This window comes from Streptomyces sp. NPDC104761 (assembly GCF_055583445.1).
The window spans coordinates 45,688-70,503 of the sequence record NZ_JBVJNZ010000005.1 but is presented as its reverse complement, the minus strand read 5'-3'; the positions used below and the strand labels follow the sequence as shown (position 1 = coordinate 70,503).

The 24,816-nt window shown below is 71.6% G+C and carries 27 protein-coding genes; 20 read left to right on the top strand and 7 right to left on the bottom strand.

Going from position 1 to position 24,816, the window contains the following annotated elements; translation table 11 throughout:
• Positions 1–266: 266 nt before the first annotated feature.
• From ACZ63F_RS15785 to ACZ63F_RS15775, 3 genes are all read left to right on the top strand, one after another.
• Positions 267–743 carry a helix-turn-helix domain-containing protein gene (locus ACZ63F_RS15785; RefSeq protein ID WP_469711537.1) on the top strand — a complete coding sequence of 159 codons (477 nt, stop codon included), beginning with the start codon at positions 267–269 and terminating at the stop codon, positions 741–743.
• A 342-nt stretch (positions 744–1,085) separates the two neighbouring features.
• Entirely contained in the window at positions 1,086–2,126 is a 1,041-nt protein-coding gene (locus ACZ63F_RS15780) for a helix-turn-helix domain-containing protein (protein ID WP_469711535.1), read from the top strand.
• Positions 2,127–2,527: 401 nt separating this feature from the next.
• Positions 2,528–3,517, top strand: a complete 990-nt coding sequence (locus ACZ63F_RS15775) for a malate dehydrogenase (RefSeq protein WP_352361793.1) — start codon at positions 2,528–2,530, stop codon at positions 3,515–3,517.
• A 70-nt stretch (positions 3,518–3,587) separates the two neighbouring features.
• Here the strand turns inward: ACZ63F_RS15775 and ACZ63F_RS15770 are convergent, their stop codons facing one another.
• A complete protein-coding gene (locus ACZ63F_RS15770; protein WP_469711532.1) occupies positions 3,588–4,274 on the bottom strand; it encodes a siderophore-interacting protein in 687 nt (228 codons plus the stop codon).
• A 40-nt stretch (positions 4,275–4,314) separates the two neighbouring features.
• A complete protein-coding gene (locus ACZ63F_RS15765) occupies positions 4,315–5,718 on the bottom strand; it encodes an MFS transporter (protein WP_469711530.1) in 1,404 nt (467 codons plus the stop codon).
• Between the two features lie 103 nt (positions 5,719–5,821).
• Here ACZ63F_RS15765 and ACZ63F_RS15760 point away from each other — a divergent pair, with 103 nt between their 5' ends.
• The 14 genes from ACZ63F_RS15760 to ACZ63F_RS15695 all read left to right on the top strand — a co-directional run bounded on the left by ACZ63F_RS15760 (position 5,822) and on the right by ACZ63F_RS15695 (position 19,678).
• Positions 5,822–6,760, top strand: a complete 939-nt coding sequence (locus ACZ63F_RS15760; protein ID WP_469711528.1) for a LysR family transcriptional regulator — start codon at positions 5,822–5,824, stop codon at positions 6,758–6,760.
• Positions 6,761–6,918: 158 nt separating this feature from the next.
• Positions 6,919–7,098, top strand: coding sequence for a hypothetical protein (locus ACZ63F_RS15755; RefSeq protein WP_143063672.1), 180 nt, complete (start codon positions 6,919–6,921; stop codon positions 7,096–7,098).
• A 21-nt stretch (positions 7,099–7,119) separates the two neighbouring features.
• Positions 7,120–7,818, top strand: a complete 699-nt coding sequence (locus tag ACZ63F_RS15750; RefSeq protein ID WP_469711526.1) for a DUF2637 domain-containing protein — start codon at positions 7,120–7,122, stop codon at positions 7,816–7,818.
• 198 nt (positions 7,819–8,016) lie between these two features.
• The gene (locus tag ACZ63F_RS15745) at positions 8,017–9,528 is read left to right on the top strand and encodes an aldehyde dehydrogenase family protein (RefSeq protein ID WP_469711524.1); all 1,512 of its coding nucleotides are present in this window, start codon (positions 8,017–8,019) and stop codon (positions 9,526–9,528) included.
• Between the two features lie 45 nt (positions 9,529–9,573).
• On the top strand, positions 9,574–11,103 hold the full coding sequence (locus tag ACZ63F_RS15740) for a GMC family oxidoreductase (RefSeq protein ID WP_469711521.1): 1,530 nt from the start codon (positions 9,574–9,576) through the stop codon (positions 11,101–11,103).
• Complete coding sequence (locus ACZ63F_RS15735; RefSeq protein ID WP_469711519.1) at positions 11,103–12,515, top strand: quaternary amine ABC transporter ATP-binding protein; 1,413 nt, start codon at positions 11,103–11,105, stop codon at positions 12,513–12,515. Before ACZ63F_RS15740 ends, ACZ63F_RS15735 begins: the two co-directional genes overlap by 1 nt.
• Positions 12,515–14,449: an ABC transporter permease gene (locus ACZ63F_RS15730; protein ID WP_469711517.1), complete on the top strand. Its 1,935-nt coding sequence runs from the start codon at positions 12,515–12,517 to the stop codon at positions 14,447–14,449. The genes ACZ63F_RS15735 and ACZ63F_RS15730 overlap by 1 nt, the downstream gene beginning before the upstream one ends.
• Before the next feature lie 2 nt (positions 14,450–14,451).
• A complete protein-coding gene (locus tag ACZ63F_RS15725) occupies positions 14,452–15,402 on the top strand; it encodes an ABC transporter substrate-binding protein (RefSeq protein WP_469711515.1) in 951 nt (316 codons plus the stop codon).
• 106 nt (positions 15,403–15,508) lie between these two features.
• Entirely contained in the window at positions 15,509–16,375 is an 867-nt protein-coding gene (locus tag ACZ63F_RS15720) for a tyrosinase family protein (RefSeq protein ID WP_469711513.1), read from the top strand.
• Positions 16,376–16,500: 125 nt separating this feature from the next.
• The gene (locus ACZ63F_RS15715) at positions 16,501–17,913 is read left to right on the top strand and encodes a condensation domain-containing protein (protein ID WP_469711511.1); all 1,413 of its coding nucleotides are present in this window, start codon (positions 16,501–16,503) and stop codon (positions 17,911–17,913) included.
• Positions 17,914–18,078: 165 nt separating this feature from the next.
• Positions 18,079–18,324, top strand: a complete 246-nt coding sequence (locus ACZ63F_RS15710) for a hypothetical protein (RefSeq protein ID WP_093499536.1) — start codon at positions 18,079–18,081, stop codon at positions 18,322–18,324.
• Positions 18,325–18,360: 36 nt separating this feature from the next.
• Entirely contained in the window at positions 18,361–18,753 is a 393-nt protein-coding gene (locus ACZ63F_RS15705; RefSeq protein WP_469711510.1) for a hypothetical protein, read from the top strand.
• A gap of 131 nt (positions 18,754–18,884) precedes the next feature.
• Positions 18,885–19,169, top strand: coding sequence for a hypothetical protein (locus ACZ63F_RS15700; RefSeq protein ID WP_469711508.1), 285 nt, complete (start codon positions 18,885–18,887; stop codon positions 19,167–19,169).
• 164 nt (positions 19,170–19,333) lie between these two features.
• Entirely contained in the window at positions 19,334–19,678 is a 345-nt protein-coding gene (locus ACZ63F_RS15695; RefSeq protein ID WP_469711506.1) for a hypothetical protein, read from the top strand.
• A 69-nt stretch (positions 19,679–19,747) separates the two neighbouring features.
• On the opposite strand, the gene ACZ63F_RS15690 is transcribed toward ACZ63F_RS15695, so the two are convergent.
• The 3 genes from ACZ63F_RS15690 to ACZ63F_RS15680 all read right to left on the bottom strand — a co-directional run bounded on the left by ACZ63F_RS15690 (position 19,748) and on the right by ACZ63F_RS15680 (position 21,140).
• The gene (locus ACZ63F_RS15690; protein ID WP_093499533.1) at positions 19,748–20,038 is read right to left on the bottom strand and encodes a hypothetical protein; all 291 of its coding nucleotides are present in this window, start codon (positions 20,036–20,038) and stop codon (positions 19,748–19,750) included.
• A 200-nt stretch (positions 20,039–20,238) separates the two neighbouring features.
• Positions 20,239–20,520 (bottom strand): hypothetical protein, encoded by a 282-nt coding sequence (locus tag ACZ63F_RS15685; protein ID WP_294007180.1) that lies wholly within the window; start codon positions 20,518–20,520, stop codon positions 20,239–20,241.
• Between the two features lie 146 nt (positions 20,521–20,666).
• Positions 20,667–21,140 (bottom strand): hypothetical protein, encoded by a 474-nt coding sequence (locus tag ACZ63F_RS15680; RefSeq protein WP_469711504.1) that lies wholly within the window; start codon positions 21,138–21,140, stop codon positions 20,667–20,669.
• 465 nt (positions 21,141–21,605) lie between these two features.
• Here ACZ63F_RS15680 and ACZ63F_RS15675 point away from each other — a divergent pair, with 465 nt between their 5' ends.
• The 3 genes from ACZ63F_RS15675 (at position 21,606) to ACZ63F_RS15665 (ending at position 23,551) form a co-directional block, all read left to right on the top strand.
• The gene (locus ACZ63F_RS15675) at positions 21,606–22,397 is read left to right on the top strand and encodes a hypothetical protein (RefSeq protein WP_469711503.1); all 792 of its coding nucleotides are present in this window, start codon (positions 21,606–21,608) and stop codon (positions 22,395–22,397) included.
• Positions 22,398–22,470: 73 nt separating this feature from the next.
• On the top strand, positions 22,471–22,749 hold the full coding sequence (locus ACZ63F_RS15670) for a hypothetical protein (protein WP_352361826.1): 279 nt from the start codon (positions 22,471–22,473) through the stop codon (positions 22,747–22,749).
• 142 nt (positions 22,750–22,891) lie between these two features.
• Positions 22,892–23,551 carry a chaplin gene (locus ACZ63F_RS15665; protein ID WP_469711501.1) on the top strand — a complete coding sequence of 220 codons (660 nt, stop codon included), beginning with the start codon at positions 22,892–22,894 and terminating at the stop codon, positions 23,549–23,551.
• On the opposite strand, the gene ACZ63F_RS15660 is transcribed toward ACZ63F_RS15665, so the two are convergent.
• On the bottom strand, positions 23,506–24,297 hold the full coding sequence (locus ACZ63F_RS15660; protein WP_469711499.1) for an isocitrate lyase/PEP mutase family protein: 792 nt from the start codon (positions 24,295–24,297) through the stop codon (positions 23,506–23,508). The two genes, ACZ63F_RS15665 and ACZ63F_RS15660, sit on opposite strands and share 46 nt — an antisense overlap.
• Positions 24,294–24,791: a carboxymuconolactone decarboxylase family protein gene (locus ACZ63F_RS15655; protein ID WP_469711496.1), complete on the bottom strand. Its 498-nt coding sequence runs from the start codon at positions 24,789–24,791 to the stop codon at positions 24,294–24,296. The genes ACZ63F_RS15660 and ACZ63F_RS15655 overlap by 4 nt, the downstream gene beginning before the upstream one ends.
• Positions 24,792–24,816 lie beyond the last annotated feature (25 nt).

Genomic DNA, 24,816 nt, shown 5'->3' with positions numbered 1-24,816 from the left:
GTGGGGGCCGGTCGCGTGGACAATCTGCCCCGACCGCAAGGCGGCCCGTCCTCTCCCCCGAGCAGGACGGGCCGCCGTCGGGAATCAGCCTTCCCAGCGCGCGGCGGCTGTTCAACGGCTGTCCGTCGGCTGTGGCAGAGAGGTGACAGTTCCGCTACGGGGCGCCCGTACTGCCACGGCCCGCGGGAACCGGCGGGCCGTCCGCCGTCGTCACCCGCTCTGAACTGGCAACCGACCGGCGACGAGGCAGGCCGTGGAGGTGCGTGATGGGCGGCTGGCAGCCGCTGCCGGAGGGGCTCCCGCCGGAGGTACGGCACTTCGTGGAGCAGCTGCGGCTCCTCAAGGACGACACCGGCCTCAGCCTGGTCGCGCTGGGTGTCCGTACCGCGTACAGCAAGTCGTCGTGGCAGCGCTATCTCAACGCCGTGCAGCCACCGCCCCGGCAGGCCGTCGTCGCGCTGTGCCGGGTCGCGGGCCTCGCCGACTCGGACGCCGAACGGCACGCCGTGCGGTGGGAACTCGCCGTCGAGGCCTGGCCGCGCCCGGCGGCCGCACCGGATCCGGACCGTCCGCCGGGCGACGCGGGGACGGAGGGGTACGAGGACGATCCGACCCTCCCGTGGTGGGACCGGCCGGAACCGGAGCCGGCGCCCCGCCCGCACGGCCGCCTGCTGCTGTACGCGGTCGTGCTGCTGCTCGTCCTGCTCCTCGTGGCGGTCGTCGGCGCCGTGGCTCTCGGGTGAGGTGCGACCCCTGTGACCTGCGAGGTCACGGCCGGATGACCGGTGTGTCGATGTGTTGACAAGTTCGCGGATACGTTACGGAGCCGACCCACAACCGGGCTAACGTGTCCAATCGGGACGAGCCGGTGGCCCGTTGGGCCGGAGGGCGGCAGGCGCGCGACGGTGCGCGGGGACGGGTCGGTGCTCCTGTGCGCCCCCTGCCCGGGGACTGTTCTCCGGGGCCGCCGCATCCCGCTGGGTAGGCCAGACGGGGACCGGCGCGGGGGCACCGCGCGAGGGGAAGCGCGGGGAAGACACGGCACCGAACCGGGGGAAGAGGACCGGGGGAAGAGGGGGGAAGCAATGCCTCGTTGGAAAGCCCTGCCGGACGAACTCGATCCGCAGGTCAAGGAGTTCGCGACCCAGCTGCGGCGGCTCGTGGACCGCAGCGGCCTGAGCGTCGCGGCGCTGTCCGACCGCACCGGCTACGCCAGGACGTCCTGGGAGCGCTATCTCAGCGGCCGTCTGCTGGCACCGAAGGGCGCGGTCGTCGCGCTCGCCGAGGTCACCGGGACCGATCCCGTCCATCTCACCACCATGTGGGAGCTGGCCGAACGGGCCTGGAGCCGTTCGGAGATGCGTCACGACATGACCATGGAGGCGATCCGGATCTCCCAGGCGCGGGCCGCGCTGGGGGAGTTCGGGGCGCCGCCCGCCACCTCCTCCTCCGATGCCGGAGGCGGCAGGGCGCCGCGCCGGGCGGGCAGCGCGGTGGCGGTGCCGGGGATCGCCGGGCCGGCGGGCGTCTCGCCCACCATCCCGCCCCAGCCGACGGCGCCCGACGCGAACCGCCGGGAGGGCGCGGGGGGTTCGCGCGGTCCGGCGACGCCCGCGGCCCCACCCGGCGGCGGCAGGCGGCGGCTGACGATGTTCCTCGCCGGTGCCGTCGGCGTGGTCGTGGTCGTCGCCGCGGTCCTCTTCCTCACCGGGGGCGACGGCGGCGGACGGAAGAACCAGGGCAACGGCGCCCCGGCCACCCCCTCCACCGCCACCAGCAGCGGTCTCCCGGCCGGGGTGAAGTGCGCGGGCACCGGCTGCACCGGCAAGGACGCGGAGGCCATGGGGTGCAGCGGCGACCTCGTGACCACCGCGAAGACCGTCACCGTCGGCGCGACCACGCTGGAGGTCCGCTACAGCCGGACCTGCGGCGCCGCCTGGGGCCGCATCACGGGGGCCGCCCAGGGCGACTCGGTCCGGGTCACGGCCGGCACCACCACGGAACGCGGGGACATCACGGCCACCGGCGACACGATCGCGTACACGCCGATGGTGGCGGTGCGGGACGCGGCGGCGGCGAAGGCGTGCGCGACGCTGGCGTCGGGGCGGACGGGGTGCACGCCGTAGGAAGCATGACCACAACGGGCCGTCCGGCGTTCGAGGACGAGGCCGGAGGCCGACGAGCGGGAGCCCGGGGGCGGCAGCCCCCGGACCCTGCGGCTGCCCCCCACGAAGAAATCGGCGGCACACAGGAATGGCGGCTTCCGTCCTGGGCACGCGACAGGTATCCCCCACGGGAGTCCGGAATCGGGACCCCGAGCGGCGGCCGCGCTGTCTCACCTCTCCCGGACAGGCGGCCGCCTCTTTTGTGGGGTGAGCCACACGGACCCCTCGCCCTCGGGCATCCTTGATGCGCGATAGCCTGACCGGTGGATCTCTTGATACCAAGAGATCGATCATTTGTACGTCCGCACCCCAGGGCACCCAGGGCAAGGACGCCCACCGCCAGCTGTCATACGGAGAACGCCATGACCCGCACTCCCGTGAACGTCACCGTCACCGGCGCGGCCGGCCAGATCGGTTACGCCCTGCTCTTCCGCATCGCCTCCGGCCAGCTGCTCGGCGCGGACGTGCCGGTCCGGCTCCGCCTCCTGGAGATCACCCCCGCGCTCAAGGCCGCCGAGGGCACCGCCATGGAGCTCGACGACTGCGCCTTCCCGCTGCTCCAGGGCATCGACATCTCCGACGACCCGAACGTCGCCTTCGACGGCGCCAACGTCGCCCTCCTGGTCGGCGCCCGCCCCCGCACCAAGGGCATGGAGCGCGGTGACCTCCTGGAGGCCAACGGCGGCATCTTCAAGCCGCAGGGCAAGGCCATCAACGACCACGCCGCGGACGACATCAAGGTCCTGGTCGTGGGCAACCCTGCCAACACCAACGCGCTGATCGCCCAGGCCGCCGCCCCGGACGTACCGGCCGAGCGCTTCACCGCGATGACCCGCCTGGACCACAACCGCGCGCTGACCCAGCTCGCGAAGAAGACGGGCTCCACGGTCGCCGACATCAAGCGCCTGACCATCTGGGGCAACCACTCCGCCACCCAGTACCCCGACATCTTCCACGCCACGGTGGCCGGCAAGAACGCCGCCGAGGTCGTGAACGACGAGAAGTGGCTGGCCGAGGAGTTCATCCCGACCGTCGCCAAGCGCGGTGCGGCGATCATCGAGGCCCGCGGCGCCTCCTCCGCGGCCTCCGCGGCCAACGCCGCGATCGACCACGTGCACACCTGGGTCAACGGCACCGCCGACGGCGACTGGACCTCCATGGGCATCCCCTCGGACGGCTCCTACGGCGTCCCGGAGGGCCTGATCTCCTCCTTCCCGGTCACCACCAAGGACGGCCGGTACGAGATCGTCCAGGGCCTGGAGATCAGCGACTTCTCCCGCGCCCGCATCGACGCCTCGGTGCAGGAGCTGGCGGAGGAGCGCGAGGCGGTCCGCGCCCTCGGCCTCATCTGAGCCTCCCGCACCCCGACGGGCCCCGCGCCGGACTCCTCCGGAGCGGGGCCCGTCCGCGTGCGGTGAGCGGTTACTCCAACCCGCGCTTCCCCGGCGTCCAGAACGGCTTGGTCAGGACCGCGCGCCGGTCCCACCCCGCCTCCTGGACCAGCACCTTCCGCACCGCCTGCACGGCCCGCGCCTCCCCGGCGACGTACGCCACCCCGCCGGGTTCGGGAGCGAGCCGCCGTACCGCCTCCGGCAGCGTGGTCTCGGTCCTGAGCACCCAGTCGAGGCGCTCCGCGTGGTTGAGGGGCAGCCGGTCGGCGGCCGTCTCCGTCTCGACGCAGCCGGAGATCCGGGCCTCCTCGGGCAGCGCCGCGAGTATCGCGCCGAAGGCGACCGCCGCCGTCTCGTCGCCGACGAACACGTGGTGGGCGGCGTCGGGGCGCAGCGTGAAGGTGCCCTCGGGCCCGCGCAGCCGCACCGGATCGCCCTTCTGGGCGGTCCGGCCCCACCGGGCGCCCGGCCCGCCCTCGGGGTGGTCGAGGACGCACAGTTCGACGACGCCGGACGGGTCGTAGCGCCAGACCGAGTACGTCCGCAGGGTCAGGCCGGCGACCAGGACCCGGACCTGCTGGCCGGGCCGGACGTCGAGGCCGGCGAGCCGGTCGCCGTCGACGCGCAGCCGGCGCATCCGGGCGGTGAGCTGTTCGGCCTCGGTGACGGTGCCGCGCAGGGTCAGCAGGTCGAGGACGGGGTTCAGCAGGGCGGGCATCGGGGGGCTCCTCAACGGGCCGGGGTGCGGCGGGAGTTGCTCAGGCATCGGTCGAACGCGATAGTACGCGTTCCGGATCGGACGCGATAGTACGTGTCGGGGTGCGGCCGCCGTAGCCGGCCACCACGAGCGCCGTCGCCGCGAGCACCAGCAGGGCGACGGTACGCAGGGCCGGCCCCATCCCGGAGGCGAGGTCACTGTGCCTGCCCAGGATCGTGCCGGTGACCGCGACCCCGAGGGCCGCGCCGGTCTCCCGGGCCGTGGTGCCGAGCCCGGAGCCGAGGCCCGCCTGGTGCGGCGGGAGCGAGCTGACCACGCCGAGGGTGAGGGCGGGCATCGAAAGCCCGGTGCCGGCCGAGATGACCAGCAGCCAGCAGGCGTACGCCCAGTACGGCGTGGCCGCGTCGACGGTGGACGCGCCGAGCAGGCCCAGGCCGATCAGGGCGAGCCCGGCGCCGACGACCGCGCGCGGATGGCCCGACCAGCGGGCGGCGAGCCTCGGGACCAGGGCCATGCCGATCGTCAGCGGCATGATGGCGACACCGGTCACGGCCGCGTCGTAGCCCTTGATGCCCTGCAGGTACTGCGAGTTGACGAAGAAGAGGGAGAAGAGGCCGAAGAACCCGGCCGCCGTGCCGAGGGACGCCGAGCGCAGCCGGGCTGAGGCGAAGACCCGGGGGTCGAAGAGGGGGCGCGGCGAGCGCAGGGCGTGCGCGGTGAACAGGGCGGTCAGGACGGCGCCGGCCGCGAAGGCGCCGAGGATGGGCGCCGACGTCCAGCCGTACGTGGTGCCCTCGATGATGCCGAACAGCACCGCCATCAGGCCCGCCGTGAGGAGCACGGTGCCGAGCGGGTCGAGGTTGCTGTGCGCGGAGCGGTCGGTGCGCGGGGTGATGACGGCGACGGCCAGGGCGAGCAGCGCGGCCAGCGGGACCATGGCGGCGAACAGGGCCCGCCAGGACAGGAACTGGCCGACCAGACCGCCGCCCAGGTTGCCGGCCGCGCCGCCCAGGCCGAGGGCCAGGGTCCAGGAGGCGAGGGCACGGGCCCGCTGCTCGGGGGCGGAGAGGCGGACCAGGATCGAGAGGGTGGCCGGGGTGATCAGGGCGGCGCCGGCGCCGGACAGGCCGCGGCCGGCTATCAGTACGGCGGGATCCGGCGCGAGCGCGCTGGTGGCCGCGCCCGCCGCGAACAGGGCGAGGCCCGCCAGCAGGGCGCCCTTGCGGCCGTGCCGGTCGCCGAGCGCGCCGGCCGGGACGAGCAGACCGGCGAAGGCGATGACGTAGGCGTCGACGGTCCACAGGATCTCGCTGTGCGAGGGGTGCAGGGACGACCCGGCCAGTTCGGGGATGAGCAGGTTGATGGCGGCGACCATGCTCTGCGCGACCAGCACGCAGGCGCACAGGACGAGCAGGACGGGGCGTTTCAGGGCGTGCGAGGGCACGGCTCCTCCCAGGGAGCTGATGGGTGGGGTGTGGGCTGCCCCGTCACCGTAGGCTCGGCGCTGACCTGCTTTCCAGTGCAACCTTTGCAAGGGACGACTGCGTATGACGCAATCCGCCGCATCTCCCGCGGGCCTCGACCTGAACCTGCTGGTCGCGCTGGACGTGCTCCTGGAGGAGGAGAGCGTGCAGGGGGCCGCACGGCGGCTGCACCTGTCCGAGCCGGCCATGAGCCGCACCCTCGGCCGGATCCGCCGGGCGCTCGGCGATCCCGTACTGGTGCGCGCCGGGCGCCGGATGGTGCCGACCCCGCACGCGCTGGCCGTGCGCGCCGAGGTGAGCGCGGTGGTGGAGCGGGCGCGGGCGCTGTTCGCGCCGGGCCGGGACGCCGACCTGCGCACCGTCTCGCGGACGTTCACCATCGTCGGCTCCGACACGATCGCCGGCACCCACGCCGCCGTCCTCTTCGCCAGGGCCGCCGCGGAGGCGCCCGGCATCCGCATCCGGTTCCTCGGCGAGGCCCATGTGGACCTGCCGTACCTGCGGCAGGGCACGGCCGACCTGGAGGTCGGGGCGATCGACACCACCGCGCCCGAGGTGCGGGTGGAGCAGCTCCACGAGGACCGCATGCTCGGCGTCGTACGGTCCGGGCACCCGCTGCTGGCCGGCGAGCTGACCCCCGAGCGGTACGCGGCCGCGGCCGGTCACCTGAACGTCTCGCGGCGCGGCAGGCTGCACGGCCCGGTCGACGCCGCGCTGGCCGAACTCGGCCTGGAACGCCGGGTGGTGGGTACCGTCGGCACCTTCCCGGCCTCCCTCTTCGTGCTCCGCGACTCCGACCTGATCGGCCTGATCACCTCCTGGGGCGTCCCGCTGGCCACCGCCCTCGGCCTGACCACCTTCGAGGTCCCGCTGCCGCTGCCGCCGGTCCCCATCGGCCTGGCCTGGCATCCCCGCCACGACGCCGACCCGGCGCACGCCTGGCTGCGGAACTGCGTACGGGAGCTGATGACCGAGGCCTTTGGCGCCGTTGCCGGCGCCTGACCGCAGCCGTTCATTTAAATTCAGTACTCACGGAACGTAATCGCCCGGGCATTCAAAATTTCTTCGAATGTGCGGGCGGTGCGAATTATATAACTTCTCTTCCGGGTGACTGAATTCCCCCGAACGCTCCAAACCCCGCCCGACGCGACGGTCGTTAGGTGACCGTGACGCGATTGGACTGGTGCGCAGCCGAAGATCATCCGACAACCGTGCTGCGCTGGCCCGGTGGTATGGATATCACCTCATGCTCGGACCTGCTCGATGATTTCCTGAAGAGAATCAACACGATGGAAAATGAATATCGGCGGACCATGGCAGATCTGTACGGAGCCTTCTGAGGCAGGGCGCGGAGGTAATCGATGGACGGGATTCAGCACGACTCGGGGCCTGGTCTCTACGACCACCCCGGCTTCTATGACCACCCCGGTCTCTACGACCATGCCTGGGGTGTCCCGGAGCCGGACGTCGCGGCGAACGACTGGGACCCGGTCGAGGAGCTGGCGCAGATACTGTCCGCACCGACGGTGGCCACGGCCCCCACCCTGCTGGACGTGCCCGCCCAGCGCCGGGGCAGCCGCCGGAGGGTCCGCCACCGGGTCCGCCACGACTCCCACCTGCTCGACGGCGGCCGGAGCGTCACGCACATCACGTTCCTGATCGCGACGGTCTCGCTGTGCGCGGTGTCCATGCTGGCCTGGTCCCTCTGCTACTCCTACGCCCAGCTGCGCGGTATCGCCTCCTCGGTGCTCCCCGGCGGACTGGCGCAGTACTGGCCGCTGACGGTCTACGGCCCGTGGTTCGTGGCGGCGCTGTCCGTCCTGCGGGCCACCGCGCAGCGCCGGAGCGCGCGCCGGTCCTGGTGCGTGGTGCTGGCCGCCTCCGTCGTGGCCGTGGCCCTGTGCATCAGCCACTCCTCCCACGCCCTGCTGTCCTTAGTCATCTTCGGGATTCCGCCCGTCACCGCCCTGGTCTGCTTCTGGGAGCTCGTCGGCCAGATCTCGACCAGGAGCGGCCCCCGGCACGCCACGCCCACCGCATCGGCGGGTACCACGTCCTGAAACCCGAACCGCCCCCCGAGGAGCCTTCGCTCTCCTCGGGGGGTTTGTTCATGCATGTCCGACTGTTCAGTGACGCCGCACACTTTCGGTCGGCGATTGCGCATGCAATCCGAGGTCCAGGGCAGGTGCCGACGGTCCCCGAGGGTGACCCCGTTGTCACACAGGGGTACCGAACAGGAACGGAAGGCAATACCGATCATGGCGGACAGCACGGCACGAGCGACCATCCATGCCGGAGGCGACTGGCTGGCAGCGGTCTCCGGCGCGACACGCGAGATCATCGACCCCGCGGACGGCCTGCCCTTCGCCGTGGTCGCCGAAGGTGACGAGAAGGACGCCGAGACGGCGGTGGCCGCCGCCCGGCGCGCCTTCGACACCGGCGACTGGCCCCGGACCCCCGTCGCCGAGCGCGCTGCCCTGCTCCGCCGGGTCGCCGACCTCCTCGTACGCGACCGCGAACAGCTCGGTCTCCTGGAGAGCCGGGACGCGGGCAAGACGGTCGAGGAGGGCCGCGTCGACATCGACTGCGTCGCCGACGCCTTCCGCTACTTCGCCGACCTGGTCGCCGCGGAGGGCGCGGGCCGTGTGGTCGACGCGGGGTCGGCCGACATCCACAGCGTCGTCGTGTCCGAACCGGTCGGCGTGTGCGCGCTGATCACGCCCTGGAACTACCCGCTCCTCCAGGCGAGCTGGAAGATCGCCCCGGCGCTCGCGGCCGGCAACACCTTCGTGGTCAAGCCGAGCGAACTCACCCCGCTGACGACGGTCGCCCTGATCGGACTGCTCGCCGAGGCCGGGCTGCCCGCCGGAGTCGCCAACCTCGTCACCGGCCCCGGCCACACCGTCGGCGCCCGCCTCGCCGAGCACCCCGACGTCGACCTGGTCTCCTTCACCGGCGGCCTGGTCAGCGGCACCAAGGTCGCCCAGGCAGCCGCGCCCACTGTCAAGAAGGTCGCGCTCGAACTGGGCGGCAAGAACCCCAACGTCGTCTTCGCCGACGCCTGCGCCACGCAGGAAGGTTTCGACACCGCCGTCGACCAGGCCCTCAACGCGGCGTTCATCCACAGCGGCCAGGTCTGCTCGGCCGGCGCCCGGCTGATCGTCGAGGAGCCGGTCAGGGAGCGGTTCGTCGCCGAACTCGCCCGCCGCGCCGCCCGGATCCGGCTCGGCCGGGGCACCGCGGACGGCGTCGAGTGCGGCCCACTCGTCTCCGCGCAGCAGCGCGCCAAGACCGAGGAGTACGTGGCGTCGGCGCTGGCGGAGGGCGCGGTGCTGCGCGCCGGCGGCAAGCGCCCCGAACCGTCCGCCGACCGCCCGGCCGGCGGCTACTTCTACGAACCCACCGTCCTCGACCAGTGCCACCGCGGCATGCGGGTCGTGCGCGAGGAGGTCTTCGGCCCGGTCCTCACCGTCGAGACCTTCCGCACCGAGGACGAGGCGGTCGCCCTCGCCAACGACACCGAGTACGGACTCGCGGGCGCCGTGTGGAGCACGGACGCCGGGAAGGCCCGCCGGGTCGCGGGGCGGCTGCGGCACGGCACCGTCTGGATCAACGACTTCCACCCCTACCTGCCGCAGGCGGAGTGGGGCGGCTTCGGAAAGAGCGGGACCGGCCGCGAGCTGGGCCCCGCCGGACTCGCCGAGTACCGCGAGACCAAGCACGTGTACCAGAACCTCGCGCCGAAGCCGGTGCGCTGGTTCGCCGGCTGAGTTCTTCCGACCGCCGTACCGAAGAAGCCTCTTGGAGCTCCCCCCATGTCCCACACACCCCACGTCTACGACTACGTCGTCATCGGCGGCGGAACCGCCGGTTCCGTCATAGCCTCCCGCCTCACCGAGAACCCGGACGTCACCGTCGCCGTCATCGAGGGCGGCCCCAGCGACGTCGGCCGCGACGACGTCCTCACCCTGCGCCGCTGGATGGGCCTGCTCGGCGGCGACCTGGACTACGACTACCCGACCACCGAGCAGCCACGCGGCAACTCCCACATCCGGCACAGCCGCGCCCGGGTGCTGGGCGGCTGCTCCAGCCACAACACCCTCATCTCCTTCAAACCGCTGCCCTCCGACTGGGACGAGTGGGAGGAGGCGGGAGCCAAGGGCTGGGGCGCGGTGCCGATGGAGGCCTACTACGCCCGCCTCCTCAACAACATCGTCCCGGTCGACGAGAAGGACCGGAACGCCATCGCCCGCGACTTCGTCGACGCGGCCCAGGAGGCGCTCGGTGTCCCGCGCGTGGAGGGGTTCAACCGCCGGCCCTTCACGGAGGGCGTCGGCTTCTTCGACCTCGCCTACCATCCCGAGACCAACAAGCGGTCCAGCGCGTCGGTGGCCTACCTCCACCCGGTGCTGGACGAGCGCCCCAACCTCCGGCTCCTCCTGGAGACCTGGGCATACCGGCTGGAGCTCGACGGCACCCGTGCCGAGGGCGTGCACGTCCGCACCAAGGACGGCGAGGAGCTGCTGATACGGGCCCGCAACGAGGTCGTGCTGTGCGCCGGCGCCGTCGACTCCCCGCGCCTGCTCCTCCACTCGGGCATAGGCCCGGCGCCGGACCTCGAGGCCCTCGGCATCCCGGTCGCGCACGACCTCCCGGGCGTCGGCGAGAACCTCCTCGACCACCCCGAGTCGGTGATCGTCTGGGAGACGAACGGCCCGATCCCGGAGAACTCCGCGATGGACTCCGACGCGGGCCTGTTCGTCCGCCGCGACCCCGAACAGGCGGGTCCGGACCTGATGTTCCACTTCTACCAGGTCCCGTTCACCGACAACCCCGAGCGCCTGGGCTACGAACGCCCCGCGCACGGCGTCTCGATGACCCCGAACATCCCCAAACCCCGCAGCCGCGGCCGCCTCTACCTGACCAGCGCCGACCCGTCCGTGAAGCCCGCGCTCGACTTCCGGTACTTCACCGACGAGGACGACTACGACGGTCGCACCCTCGTCGACGGCATCCGCATCGCCCGCGAGATCGCGAGGACCGAGCCGCTGGCGGGCTGGCTGAAGCGCGAGGTGTGCCCCGGCCCGGAGATCCAGGGCGACGCGGAACTGAGCGAGTACGCCCGCAAGGTCGCGCACACCGTCTACCACCCGGCCGGCACCTGCAGGATGGGTGCGGCCGACGACCAACTGGCCGTCGTCGATCCCGAGTTGCGCATCCGCGGCCTGGACGGCATCCGCATCGCCGACGCCTCCGTCTTCCCGGCCATGCCGGCCGTGAACCCGATGATCGGGGTGCTGATGGTCGGCGAACGGGCCGTGGACCTCCTGAAGGGCGGTGCGTGATGAACGGTACGACCCCTGTCTTCTCCGTCGAGGGCCTGTGGAAGGTGTTCGGTCCCAAGGCCGACCGCGTCCCGGCCGACCCCGAACTGACCGGCCTGTCCCCGGCCGAGCTCCGCACCCGCACCGGCTGCACGGCCGCCGTCCGCGACGTCTCCTTCGACGTCCGCAAGGGCGAGGTCTTCGTGGTGATGGGCCTGTCGGGGTCCGGCAAGTCCACCCTGGTCCGCTGCCTGACCCGGCTCATCGAGCCCACGGCCGGTGCCATCGCCATCGACGGCGAGGACGTCCGCGCGATGGACAAGGCCCGGCTGAGGGAACTGCGCCGGCACCGGGCCGCGATGGTCTTCCAGCACTTCGGGCTCCTCCCGCACCGGTCCGTCCTCGACAACGTGGCGTACGGCCTGGAGATCCAGGGCATCGGCAGGTCCGAGCGGCGTGCGCGGGCCGCAGAGGTCGTCACCAAGGTCGGCCTCGACGGCATGGAGCAGCGCCGCCCCGGCCAGCTGTCCGGCGGCCAGCGGCAACGGGTCGGTCTCGCACGGGCGTTGGCGGTGGACCCCGAGGTCCTCCTGTTCGACGAGCCGTTCAGCGCGCTCGATCCGCTGATCCGGCGGGACATGCAGGAGGAGGTGGTCCGCCTGCACCGCGAGGAGGGCCGCACGATGGTCTTCATCACCCATGACCTGTCCGAGGCGCTCAAACTCGGCGACCGCATCGCCCTGATGCGGGACGGCAGGGTGGTCCAGCTGGGCACCCCGGAGGAGATCGTCGGCTCCCCGGCCGACGACTACGTCCGCGAGTTCGTCCGCGACGTGCCGCGCGAGCAGGTGATGACGGTCCGCTCCGCGATGCGTGCGCAGGCGGAGACCGGCTCGGCCGACGGCCCTGCGGTCGCCCCTGAAGCGACGGTCGCCGAGGCGATCGAGGTGGTGGCGGAGGCCGGTGTCCCGGCGCGCGTCGTGGACGGGGACCGCTGCGTGGGCGTCGTCGACGCCGACACACTGCTCGGGGTCGTGGCGAAGGGGGGTGCCTGTGGCACTTCGGCCGCGGGTGGTCGTGGGCCGGTCGCGCAGTTCCCCGCGCCCCTGGGTGGGGATGGGGAGCGTTCGCTGGAGGGTCCCGCGGCCGCGGGTGGTGGTTCGGCTGCGGGTGGTGGTTCGGCCGCGGGTGGTCGTGGGCCGGTCGCGCAGTTCCCCGCGCCCCTGGGTGGGGATGGGGAGCGTTCGCTGGAAGGTGGACCTGCCACCGACACCACCCCCGCCGACACCGCCTCGGCCGCGGGGGTTGCCGATACCCCCTCAGCCGCGGGCAGTGGTGCCGCTGGGGCGATGGGGAGGGTGGGCGCGGCGGCACCTCGTGAGCGCGGGCGAGTGACACCGCCCGCCCCCCGCACCAGCCCGGAGGACGTCTGATGGCGACGATCAGTGTTCCCAGTCCTCGTCGGGTGACGCTCCCTGCCGGCCGGGCCGCCCGCAAGCTCCTCGTCCTGGCCGTGGCCGCCGCGATCCTCGTCCCCCTCGCCAACGCCCGCTGGGCGTCCGCCTCCTGGCCCGGCCACCTCACCGTCGACCTCTCCTCCCCCCTCACCTCCGCGAGCAACTGGGTCGTCGACAACCGGGACACGCACCCCCTCTTCCTCTACTTCTTCGGCTACATCAGCGACGCCGTCGTCCTGACCGTCCGCGCCGTCTACCTGACCCTCCTCGCCGCGGGCTGGCCCGGCGTCACCGTGCTCGCCGCCGCCGTCGCGCACCGCGTCGCGGGCCCGCGGCTCGCCGCGGGTACGGCCGTGGCGTTCCTCGCCTGCGGTGCCCTCGGCATGTGGGTGCCGACGATGCAGACCCTCGCGCTGATGGTCGTGGCCGTACTCGCGTCCGTGGCCGTGGGCCTCGTGCTCGGCCTCGGTGCCGGGCTCTCCGACCGGCTGCACCGCGCCCTGCGCCCGGTCCTCGACACCATGCAGGTGCTGCCCGCCTTCGCCTACCTCCTCCCCGTCGTCCTGGTCTTCGGCATCGGCGTCCCCGCCGCCGTCCTCGCCACCGTCGTCTACGCCGCCCCGCCCATGGCCCGGCTCACCGCCCTCGGCCTGCGCGGCGCCGACCCCGAGGTACTGGAAGCCGTCGACTCGCTCGGCGCCACCGGCGCACAGCGGCTGCTGACCGCCCGCATCCCGCTGGCCCGCAAGGAACTCCTCCTCGGCCTCAACCAGACGATCATGATGGCGCTGTCGATGGCGGTCATCGCCTCCGTCATCGGCGCCGGCGGTCTCGGCGACCGCGTCTACCAGGCCCTCGCGTCGGTCGACGTCGGCGCGGCCCTCGCCGCCGGTGTCCCCATCGTGCTGCTCGCGGTCGTACTGGACCGCATCACCGCGGCGGCGGGCGAGCGCGGCGACACCCGGAAGCCGGCCGCCGGCCTCCTGTACGGCCTCGGCGCCGCCGTCGCCGTCGCGCTCGCCGCCCGGCTCCTCGGCCGCCTCGACTGGCCCACCGCCTGGACCCTGGACTTCGCCGAACCGGTCAACCGCGCCGTCGACTGGATGACCGCCCACCTGTACTCGGGCGTCCCGGTCGTGGGCGGCACCGCCGACTGGGCGGCGCACTTCACCACCTGGGTCCTCGACCCCGTGCGCTCGGGGCTGCAGTGGCTGCCCTGGTGGGCGGTGCTGTTCGTGGTCGCCGCGCTGGCCTGGCTGATCGGCACCTGGCGCACCGCGCTGACCGCCGTCCTCGCGATGGCCGCGATCGGCGTGCTGGGGGTGTGGGAGCCGTCGCTGGACACCCTGTCCCAGGTCCTCGCGGCCGTCGCCGTGACCCTGGTCCTCGGCTTCACCACCGGCATCGCCGCCGCCCGCAGCGACCGCGTGGAGCGGGTCCTGCGGCCCGTCCTGGACGTCTTCCAGACCATGCCGCAGTTCGTGTACCTCATCCCGGTCGTCGCACTGTTCGGCGTCGGCCGCGCGCCCGCCGTCGCCGCCGCCGTCGTCTACGCGCTGCCGGCCGTCGTACGGATCACCGCGCAGGGGCTGCGCCAGGTGGACCCGGCCGCCCTGGAGTCCGCGCGGTCGCTCGGCGCGACCGGGCGCCAGCAGCTGCTGCAGGTCCAACTCCCGCTCGCGCGCCCCGCGTTGCTGCTCGCCGTCAACCAGGGCGTGGTACTCGTCCTCGCCGTCGTCATCATCGGCGGCCTGGTGGGCGGTGGCGCCCTCGGGTACGACGTCGCCTTCGGCCTCGCCCAGGGCGACCTGGCCACCGGGCTGGTCGCCGGTGCCGCCATCGTCTGCCTGGGGCTGATGCTCGACCGGGTCACCCAGCCCACGGAACGCCGTACGCGGAAGGGAGCGTGACCATGCGCCGTACGACACTCGTCGCCGCCGCCTCCGTCCTCGTGCTCGCCACCGGGTGCGGTGCCGCCGACATGACCAAGCAGGCCTCGCCGTTCGCCGGCGCGCAGGGCTCGAAGACCGTGACCCTGTCCGTGCAGTCCTGGGTCGGCGCGCAGTCGAACGTCGCCGTCGCCCAGTACCTCCTCGAGCACAAGCTCGGCTACCGCGTCGACACCGTGCAGGTCGACGAGGTCCCGGCCTGGGACGCGCTCAGCCAGGGCCGCGTCGACGCGATCCTGGAGGACTGGGGGCACCCGGACCAGGAGAAGCGGTACGTCGACGACAAGAAGACCATCAGCCGGGGCGGGAAGCTCGGGGTCACCGGGCACATCGGGTGGTTCGTGCCGACCTATCTCGTCAGGCAGCACCCGGACATCACGGACTGGAGGAACCTGAACAAGTACGCCTCGCTCTTCCGCACCGCGGAGAGCGGCGGCAAGGGACAGCTCCTGGACGGCTCACCGTCGTACGTCACCAACGACAAGGCGCTGGTGAGCAACCTGAAGCTGGACTACCAGGTCGTCTTCGCCGGGTCCGAGGCCGCGCAGATCACCCAGATCAAGCAGTTCGCCAAGGAGAAGAAGCCCTTCCTCACCTACTGGTACGCCCCGCAGTGGCTGTTCAAGAAGGTACCGATGACCGAGGTGCGGTTGCCGGCGTACAAGGAGGGCTGCGACGCCGACGCGGCCAAGGTCGCCTGCGCGTATCCGCACACCCCGCTGCAGAAGTACCTCAACACCGACTTCGCGCACAGCGGGGGCAGGGCGGCGGCCTTCCTGAAGAAGTTCACGTGGACGACCGAGGACCAGGACCAGGTCTCCCTGATGATCGCCGACCAGAAGCTGAGCCCCGAGGAGGCCGCGAAGAAGTGGGTGGACGGCCACCCCGAGGTGTGGAAGCGCTGGCTGTCCTGAACCGCCCGCCGGACACACCTTCGCGTCACCGGTCCGGCCGTAGCGCCGGTGACCCGAAGGTGTGTTTGGCGGTTACCCCTCCGGCCGATGCCCGAGGGAGGCGTACGTGGTCTACACGCGCAAGAACGTCAACAGGCTGACCCGAGCCGAGCGGCGCCGGTTCGTGGGCGCGCTGCTGGAGGTCAAACGGCGGGGCGAGTACGACGAGTTCGTGCGGATCCACATCGCGCACAACTCCGCCGACCGGGAACACCGGTTGCGCACCGCCCACATGGCGCCCTCCTTCCTGCCCTGGCACCGCAAGCTGCTGCTCGAACTGGAGCGGGCGCTGCGCAGGGTGGACGCCTCGGTGACGGTGCCGTACTGGGACTGGACCCGGGACCGGACACCGGACTCCCTGCCGTGGGCCGATGACCTGCTCGGCGGCAACGGGCGGCGCACGGACCGGCAGGTGATCACGGGCCCGTTCGCCTACCGGGCGGGCCACTGGAAGATCACCGAGAACGTGACCGACGTGCCGTACCTCACCCGCGACCTCGGCCGTGCCCGTGCCCCGATCCAGCTGCCGACCGGCCGCGACGTCGAGTGGGCGCTGGCCGACCCGGTCTACGACAGCTGGCCCTGGAACTCGGCCGTCACCCGCGGCTACCGCAACAAGCTGGAGGGCTGGGGGAGCGGCCGGGGCAGCGTCTCCTGGCAGAACCACAACCGGGTCCACCACTGGGTCGGCGGGGTGATGGTCAGCGCCGCGTCCGTCAACGACCCGGTCTTCTGGCTGCATCACTCCTTCGTCGACCTGCTGTGGACCCGCTGGCAGCAACGCCACCCCGGCCACACCTACCTTCCCGCCGAGCCCCCGGGCGCGGGTGATCCCCAGCACGGCCGGGTCGTGGCCCGGTACCAGCAACTGCCGCCCTGGAACGTCACCCCGGCCGAACTGGAGGACGTGCGTGGGATCTACAGGTACGAGTGACGTGGTGCGCTTGTCCGTTCGAGACGTCACACGTCCCGCTGAACTCACGGCGACACAGCGATCATCGCGCGCGTACGGCTTGCCGTTGTTGATGAAGCTGGTGTCTTCTGCGAAGGAGAGCCACCGTGCGAATTTCTGACATCCAGCGCTGTGAGATCCGGCCCGGACGGCTCGTCGAGTGGAGGTTCAGCCCGGTGACGATCGCGGCCGCGGCGGCACTGCCGCCGGATCCGCGGCCGCCGGCGTACATCCAGGAGTCGCACATCAGAACAGCCCGGTCGGTGCGCGAGGACGGGCTGTTCGTACCGACCTGGCTCGGTGCGGCGTTCGACCTGCCTGGCGAGGTCGATCTCGACGCGCTGGAAGGGGCGTTGCGCGGCTGGACGCTGCGTCACGAGACGCTGCGCAGCGGCTTCCGGTGGGCCGGTGACGACATGCAGCGGTTCACGCTCGCCGAGAGCGACGTGTCCCTGCACCGCGAGGTGGTCGGCGAGTTCACCGACGCGGGGGCGCTCACCCGGTACCTGCAGGATCGGTTCGACGCCGCGGCGGACGCGCTCGGCTGGCCGAACCTCATCTACACGGCGGTCGTACGCGAGGACTCCACCAGCGTGTACATGGCCTTCGACCACACCAACGTCGACGCCTACTCGATCCACCGGCTCCCCGAGGAGATCAACGGGCTGTACGCGGCCGCCGTCGAGGGAAGTCCCGTCGCCGGTCCGTCCGTGGGGAGTTACGTCGACTTCTGCGAGCAGGAGCGGGCGAACGCGGACGGCATCGACGACGCTCATGCGATCGTCGCGCGCTGGCGGGAGTTCATCGCCCGGTGCGGCGGCCGGCTCCCGGAGTTCCCGGTCGACCTCGGTCTCGAGCCCGGCGGGGTGCTGCCCACCCAGAAGCTGGTGTGCGAGCCGCTCGTCGACGCGGACGCCGCCGCCGCGTTCGAGGCGTACTGCCGTCCCTACGGCGGCAGTCTGGTGGGCATCCTGGCCGCCACCAGCCTGATCGTCCACGAACTCGGCGGCCAGCCGGTGTACCGCACCGTCGTGCCCTTCCACACCCGGCTGAAGTCCGCGTGGTCGGACTCGGTGGGCTGGTACGTCGGCGGCGCACCCATCGAGGTGCCCGCGGCCCGGGACCTGGAGACCGCGCTCGACACGGTCCGCGCCGAGCTGCGGGCCAACCGGTCGCTGGCCCGGATCCCGCTCGCCCGCGTACTGCGGCTGCTCGGCGCCGACTTCAGGCCGACCTCGCCCGACATGTACTCGATCATCTCGTACGTGGACGCCCGGCTCATCCCCGGCGCGGCCGACTGGGCCGAGCAGAAGGCGTACGGGCTGCTGCGGGTCTCGTACGGCGACCAGGTGTGCGCCTGGGTCAACCGCCTGCACGAAGGACTGTGGTTCGCCTGCCGCTACCCGGACACCGACATCGCCTACAAGAACGTGCGGCGGTACGTCGAGCGGCTGCGGGACCTGATCCTCTCCGTGCCCGCGACCGATCGCCCGCGGCCTGCGGAGCTGGCGCTCTCCTGACTCAACTCCCCCCACCCATAAGGTGATTATGTGCTGCTATGTCACCCTCGGGGCGGATGTCCTTTGTGGAACCCCTTGTCCCACTACTGCTAGTGTTCATGCAATCACGCTAGGCAACCAGCATCGCTGTATGAGCAGCTGTACGAGCAAAGGACCGAGGGTTCCATGCGCAAGCTTCAGCAGGTCGTGATCGCAGCAGTGGCGGCCGCCGGCGGCCTGTCCGCCGTCGCCGCCGCCCCCGCCGTGGCCGAGTCCTACGACAGTGGGCCGCAGGTGTCCAACCACTACCGCCCCTACCAGGAGTGCAGCCCGCAGACGGTGTCCGAGAACGACGTCCCGATCGGCGTGCTCGGCCTCGCCGACACCCTCGACACCACCTGCGGCCAGTACAACCAGGCTTTCGGCGGCTGAGTTCGGCGGGTGTCCTCACGACAGGAAGCGCATCACATGTTCAGCGGGAAGATCAGCGGGAAGAAGATCGCGGCCGTCTCGGGGCTCCTCGGCGGCCTCGCCGTGGCCTGTGCCGGCCTCGCCCCGGCGTATGCCGCGGCCGGTCCCGGCAAGTGCACCGACGATCTCATGGGCAACCTCACCTGCACCCAGCGGATCAAGGGGGAGGTTCCCGAGGGCGCGACGATTCCGCACCAGGAGACCTGCAAGCCGGTGCAGCCCGTGCAGTTGCCCGCGGTCCTGGGCCAGGGGACGGAGCGGCTCGGGCCCGAGGTGACCTGTTCCCCCGGAGCCGTCGGGGTGGCGCCCGTGGAGAAGGGTGACGAGCCGGACTCGCCCGCCGACCCGTTCGGTGTCATGGGCCGGATCCTTCCGGTCGGCGGCCGGTAGCGCTTGTACGACAGACGGGGCTGAAGCGCAACTCGACGGGTGTGGATCCTCGGTTAGCTACGGAGTGTGTGTATATGCTCACATTAAGTAGTCAAGCCGGGCGCTACCGCCTGGACCAGAAAGGGTCAATCATGCGTAAGTTTCAGCGCGTCGCACTCGTAGCGGCGACGGTTGCGGGGCTCTCCTTCCTCGGTGCCGGGGTCAGCTCCGCCGCCGGTGGCGAGGACGCGCCTCCGCAGATCACCGCCGTGGCCAACTCGACGGCCAACGCCCTGGCCGTCGGTGGCGGTTACTACGCCACTCCGCAGGCCGAGCCGCAGGCCCAGCCCGAGGCCCAGCCCGAGGGCCAGCCGCAGGAGCAGGGGAACTCCGGTCCCGAGCAGGGCGGTTACGACCAGAACCAGGGTGGCGAGTAAAAACGCACCCCGCACGAACTCGGTATCCCGCGCCGGCACCGCTTGGGTCCGCTCGCCGGTGTGCTGAGTGACAACCATGGCGAAAGCAGCCCGGACGCACCCCGACTCAGTCGAGGTATGCGTCCGGGCTGCTTTGCGTCGCCCATCGCAGAGGAAGACAACTCATGTTCACTGCACGGAAGATCGCCACCGTCTCGGGGCTCGTCGGAAGTCTCGCCGCGCTCTGTGTCGGCGCCGGGCACGCGTACGCGGACCCGGCCCCGGGCGACTGCAGGACCACCGCCCAGGGCGGCACCGTCTGCGTCCACAAGAGCGAGACGCGTATCGACAAGAACGGCACGCATGTCGTCAAGCAGGCACAGGACTGCTCGACCTCGGACCGTCCGCGCGTGGTGTTCCCGGACGACCAGCTCGTGGGTGAGGGATCCCACGGCGTCGGGGAGGTCGTGGACTGCTCCAACAAGACCGAGTTGCCCAAGGGCTTCAAGCGGCCGCACGTCGAGTTCTGAGGGCCACGGAAAACGAAAGTCCCCGGTTTCCCGGCCGACGGCCGGGAAACCGGGGACTGTTGTTGCGTCCTACTTGCCGAACGCGCTGTTGCTGCAGCCCATGCTCGAACCCAGGGACGACTGCTGCGCACCCGAGTTGCCCTCGCCGTTCAGCAGGTTGCCGCCCAGGCCGTTGAGAATGCCGACCTCACCGAGGATGTCGAGGTTCAGGTCGTGCGACTTACAGCTGCTGCTCTGCTGGATGTTGAATTCGTCGCCCTTCTTGCCCCAGCCCTGGTCGGCGTGAGCGGCGCCGGCGCCGAGGAGCCCGAAGCTCCCGAAAGCGGTGACGAGAACGGCGGCGGTGCGGAGCTTGTGCATGTCATCTCCGATGAACGAGGTGTGGTGGATGCGATCTGCGAGACATCGCGATCTGTGTCATAAAGGCTGATACGAAATACCCGAGATAACCGCGCGACGCGCCGAATGCCGCTGTATTTCGCTGCTTTGCCGACCCGTTGACATACACGAATGGTCCCGGCGCCGGGCGCCGGGACCATTCACCGCTGCTGTTGCCGACCTCAGAAGGCGCTGTTGTTGCAGCCCATCGTCGAACCGAGGTTGGTGGCCTGGGCGCCGGGGTTGCCCTCACCGTTCAGGGCGCTGCCCAGCAGGCCGTTGAGCAGACCGACCTCGCCGAGGACGTCGAGGTTCAGGTCGTGCGACTTGCAGTGCGAGCTCTGGGTGATGTTGAACTTGTCGCCGTGCCCGTGGCCCTCGCCGCCGGCGTAAGCCGTGCCACTGACGAGGCCGATGCTGCTGAGAGCGGCGACCAGGACGGCAGCGTTGCGAAGCTTGCGCATGTCATCTCCGTGGAGTGGGGGGTTGCGATCTGTGGAAGATCGACTTTTTACAATTACGGGAGATTAGTACCTAATACGGCAAATCTGGCAACGACGCGCTGTTCTCCGCGATACGCGACAGAAACACCCGAAGAGTCGAACGGCCGTCAGCCCTGGTACTGGGCGCGGGCAAGGGCGTTCGACTGGCTGTTGGCCTGGGTGCAGTCGACGCCCCGGGTCTGGGAGGCGGCGAGCAGGGCGACGGGAACGTTCGCGTCGAGCAGGGACTGCGGGCTGCACTCCTGGTACGGGCGGAACAGGTTGTTCTGCTCCACCGGTCCGCCCTGCACCTGTTGCGGGGCCGGCGGCGAGATCTGGGGGCTGATCTGCGGGTTCAGCTGGGGGTTGAGCTGCGGGGCGACCTCGGTGCCGCGCTGCGGGGCCTGTTGCGGGGCCGGCGTGCCGTACGTCTGCGCGGTCGCCGCGGCGGAGGTGGCCGCGGCGGCCTGGGCGTCCGGCTGCGACAGGGGAGTCGGGCCGGTCCCGTAGGTGACGGGGGCGGCGGAGCTGGGGCCGGCGCCGACAGCGGTCAGGCCGCCGGCTGCTGCGACGATGAGCGCGACTTGCCGAAACTTGCGCATGAAATCCTCGGCTCTTCATTTGATCTGTGCACGAAACTGATGAAATGACTGATGAGGCAGCGCGGTTATCGCTTTATCGCCGCACCGGACGGCTGGGATGCCCCTTCGCCCTCACCCCGTGGGGAACGACGTGCATGCGCACCCGGATACGGGTGCGATGTCGTGTCACCCGTTTGCTAAAAGGCATATGAGCGGCAACGTCCGTACTGGTGACGGCAATTGGGTGATGCGATCCCGAATTGCCGTGACCCCGGCCCGGCATTCCTCGTTCCGGTGGGGAGAGGGCAGCGGTCGAGGACCTGAAGAGAACGAGGCGAATCGCCGCCGGCTCCGATGCGAAGTTCGCGTGCTGCTCGGGAGCACCGCTGCTGAAAGTGCAGTGTCATTACCGCACCGTCCGCACGCGCGACCGCACCGAACGCAATGGACTTTCTCATCTCCAGGTATCGAAGGGCCGAGGGTTTCATGCGCAAGCTTCACAAGGCCGCGCTCGTTCTGGCGGCGGCCGGCGGACTGTCCGCCATCGGCGCCGGCGTCAGCTATGCCGACGCTCCCGTCGGATACGGCGGTCCGGCTCCGGCCCCGGCCCCGGACCAGCCCTATCCCCAGGCCCCGCCCCCGGCACCCGCTCCGCCGCAGGCCCCCTACGCAGCCGGCCAGACCCAGGGCTCGGCCCAGGCCACCGTGCCCGCCTACCCGCAGCAGCAGGCCGCGCCGCCGCAGTACCCGCAGCAGGCGCCGCCCCCGCAGTACCAGCAGGCCCCGCCGCCCCAGCAGTACCCGCAGCAGCAGACCGGTTACGCCGCCGCCTCGGCCTCGTCGCAGGGCTCGGCCCAGGCCACCGCCGCCCCCGCCTACCCGCAGCAGCAGTACGCCCCGGCGCCGCAGTACCAGCAGGCCCCGCCGCCCCAGCCGTACGCCCAGCCGCAGGCCGCCCCCGCCTACCCGCCACAGCAGTACGCGCCGGCGCCGCAGTACGCCCAGCCCCAGCCGCAGGCCGCCCCGCCGCAGGTCGTACCGCAGGTCATGCCCCAGGTCATGCCGCAGGTCGCCCCGCAGCTGGCCGTTCCCCAGGGCTACGCGCCTGAGGGCCCGACGCGCGTCACCCCGCAGGTGAACCCCCAGGTGAACCCGCAGGTGAACCCGCTCATCAACCCCGTGCTCGGAGCGCCGGGCGTGCCCGGGCTCGCACCGGTCGGAATCGGCCAGGTCGCGGCGCCCCCCGTCGGCCAACTGGGGCTTCCCCGCCTCGGCTGACGCCCTCCCGCCACCTTCCGCACCTTTCATCGACCCGTAGCGGATCCCCGTCCGCTCGACCAACGGAGAACCCATGCGCAAGCTCCACAAGGCGGCCCTCGTGGGCGCCGCCGTCCTCGGCAGCGTCTGCTCGTTCGGCGGCGGCACCGCCGTCGCCCACGGTGAGCCCGGTCACGACATCGACGTCACCCAGGGCACCGAGTGCCGCTCCCACGACATGAACATCGAGGTGCTCGGCAACATCAGCGCCCTCACCGGCCTGGCGGGCAACCTGCTGAACGGCGAGGGGAACCCGGGCGCGCAGCAGAGCCACCTCGGCTCGGACATGGGCTGCAACAACCAGGCGCTCTGACCTGGCAGACGACCTCTTTCCTCTCTCTACATCTCTCTTCAGTGATCCCCCCAACATTTCGCCGAGTCCGGGTGACCGCCCGCGACGCGTCTGGAAGGGCAGGTACCCCATGAAAAGGGTTACCCGGAACAGTGTGATCGCCATGGCCGTCGCCTCTGGCGCGATGGCAGTAGCGGGGACGGCGCACGCCGACTCCGCCGCGGACGGCACCGCGAGCAACTCCCCCGGGGTGGCGTCCGGCAACGCCATCCAGCTGCCGGTGGACATCCCGGTGAACGTCTGCGGGAACACCGTGGACGTGGTCGGGCTGCTCAACCCCGCGATGGGCAACAAGTGCTCCAACGAGGGGCACAAGGCACCGGGCAAGGCGGGCTCCAGCACGTCGGGCCACGCCAAGGCCGACGGAACCGCCCACGACTCGCCGGGGGTTCTCTCCGGCGACCTCGTCCAGGTCCCGGTCCACGTGCCCGTGAACATCAGCGGCAACAGCGCGAACCTGGTGGGCCTCCTCAACCCCGTCTTCGGCAACGAGTCGAGCAACGGCTCGGACGAGCCCGACGCGCCGGCCCCGTCCACCCCGTCCACCCCGTCGACGCCGCGGGTGCACCACGAGCCGCAGCACCCTGCCAAGACGCACCCGAGGCGGACCACCGTCGTGCAGCAGCGGACGACCGACACCCTCGCCCACACGGGCGCGGCCAGCCCCTGGGCACCGGCCGCCGTGAGCCTGGCCTCCCTGGCGGCCGGCGCGGTGCTCTACCGGCGCTTCCGCCCCGGGACGGGCAGTTCGTCGTACGTCTGAGTGGTCCGGCGAAGTCCGCTGCGGTTCGGTGGCGCCCCGAAGGGACGCGCGTCCAGTGACCGCAGGGCCAGCCGCAGCAGGCCCGGTCCGAACGTGACGCGGGTGGCCCCGAGTTCGCCGAGTTCGGCGGGCGAGGGGCCGTCGCCGTCCACGCGGGCGTACACGTTCAGCGGGCCCTCGACGCCGGTGCGCAGCAGGGGGAGTACGGCGGTGGGGGCGTGGATCGGGTAGACGCAGTCGGCGCCCGCCGCCACGTACAGCGCGGCCCGCTCGACGGCCTGGTCCGGATCACCGGTGCCGTGGGCGAAGGTGTCGACACGGGCATTGAGGAACAGCCGGTCACCGGCGGCCGAGCGGACCTCGGCCAGCCACTCGGCGTGCTCGTGCGGGTCCTTGAGGACGTCCCCGCTGGAGTCCTCCAGGTTGCAGCCGACGGCCCCGGCCTCCAGCAGGCGCTCGACCAGTTCCTCCGGCGCCAGCCCGTAGCCGTCCTCCACGTCCGCCGACACCGGTACGTCCACGGCCCGCGCGATCCGCGCCACCGCCGCGAACATCTCCGCCGCGGGGGTGGCGCCGTCCGCGTACCCCAGACTCGCCGCCACCCCGGCACTCGGCGTCGCCAGCGCCGGGAACCCGGCCGCCGCCAGGGCCCGGGCGCTCGCCGCGTCCCACGGGCCGGCCAGGACCAGGGGATCACCGGCCGGGCGCCCGTGGTGCAGCGCCCGGAAGACCTCGGCCTTGCTCACCCGTGCTGTCCCGGCGTGTAGTGCCCGGGAACCATGCGGGTCGTCACGGCGAACCGGTTCCAGGAGTTGATCACGATGATCGAGGCGATCAGCTGCGTCAGCTGCACCTCGTCGAAGTGCTTGGCGGCCCGCTCGTAGACCTCGTCGGGCACGAAACCTTCGGTCAGCACCGTGACGGCCTCGGTCAGCTCGATCGCGGCGAGCTCCTGCTCGGTGTAGAAGTGCTTCGACTCCTCCCACGCGCTGAGCTGAACGATGCGCGCGATGCTCTCGCCCGCCGCGAGCGCGTCCTTGGTGTGCATGTCGAGACAGTACGCACAGTGGTTGAGCTGCGAGGCGCGGATCTTCACCAGCTCGAACAGCTTGGCGTCCAGACCCCTGCGGGCCGCCCCGTCCAGACGGACCATCGCCTTGTAGACCTCGGGCGCGTGCTGTGCCCAGGCGAGGCGGGGGGTGTGCTCGGGGGCGTACTCGGCGTTTTCCTGATGGCTCATGGTGCCGACACTAGGTGCCAGGCAG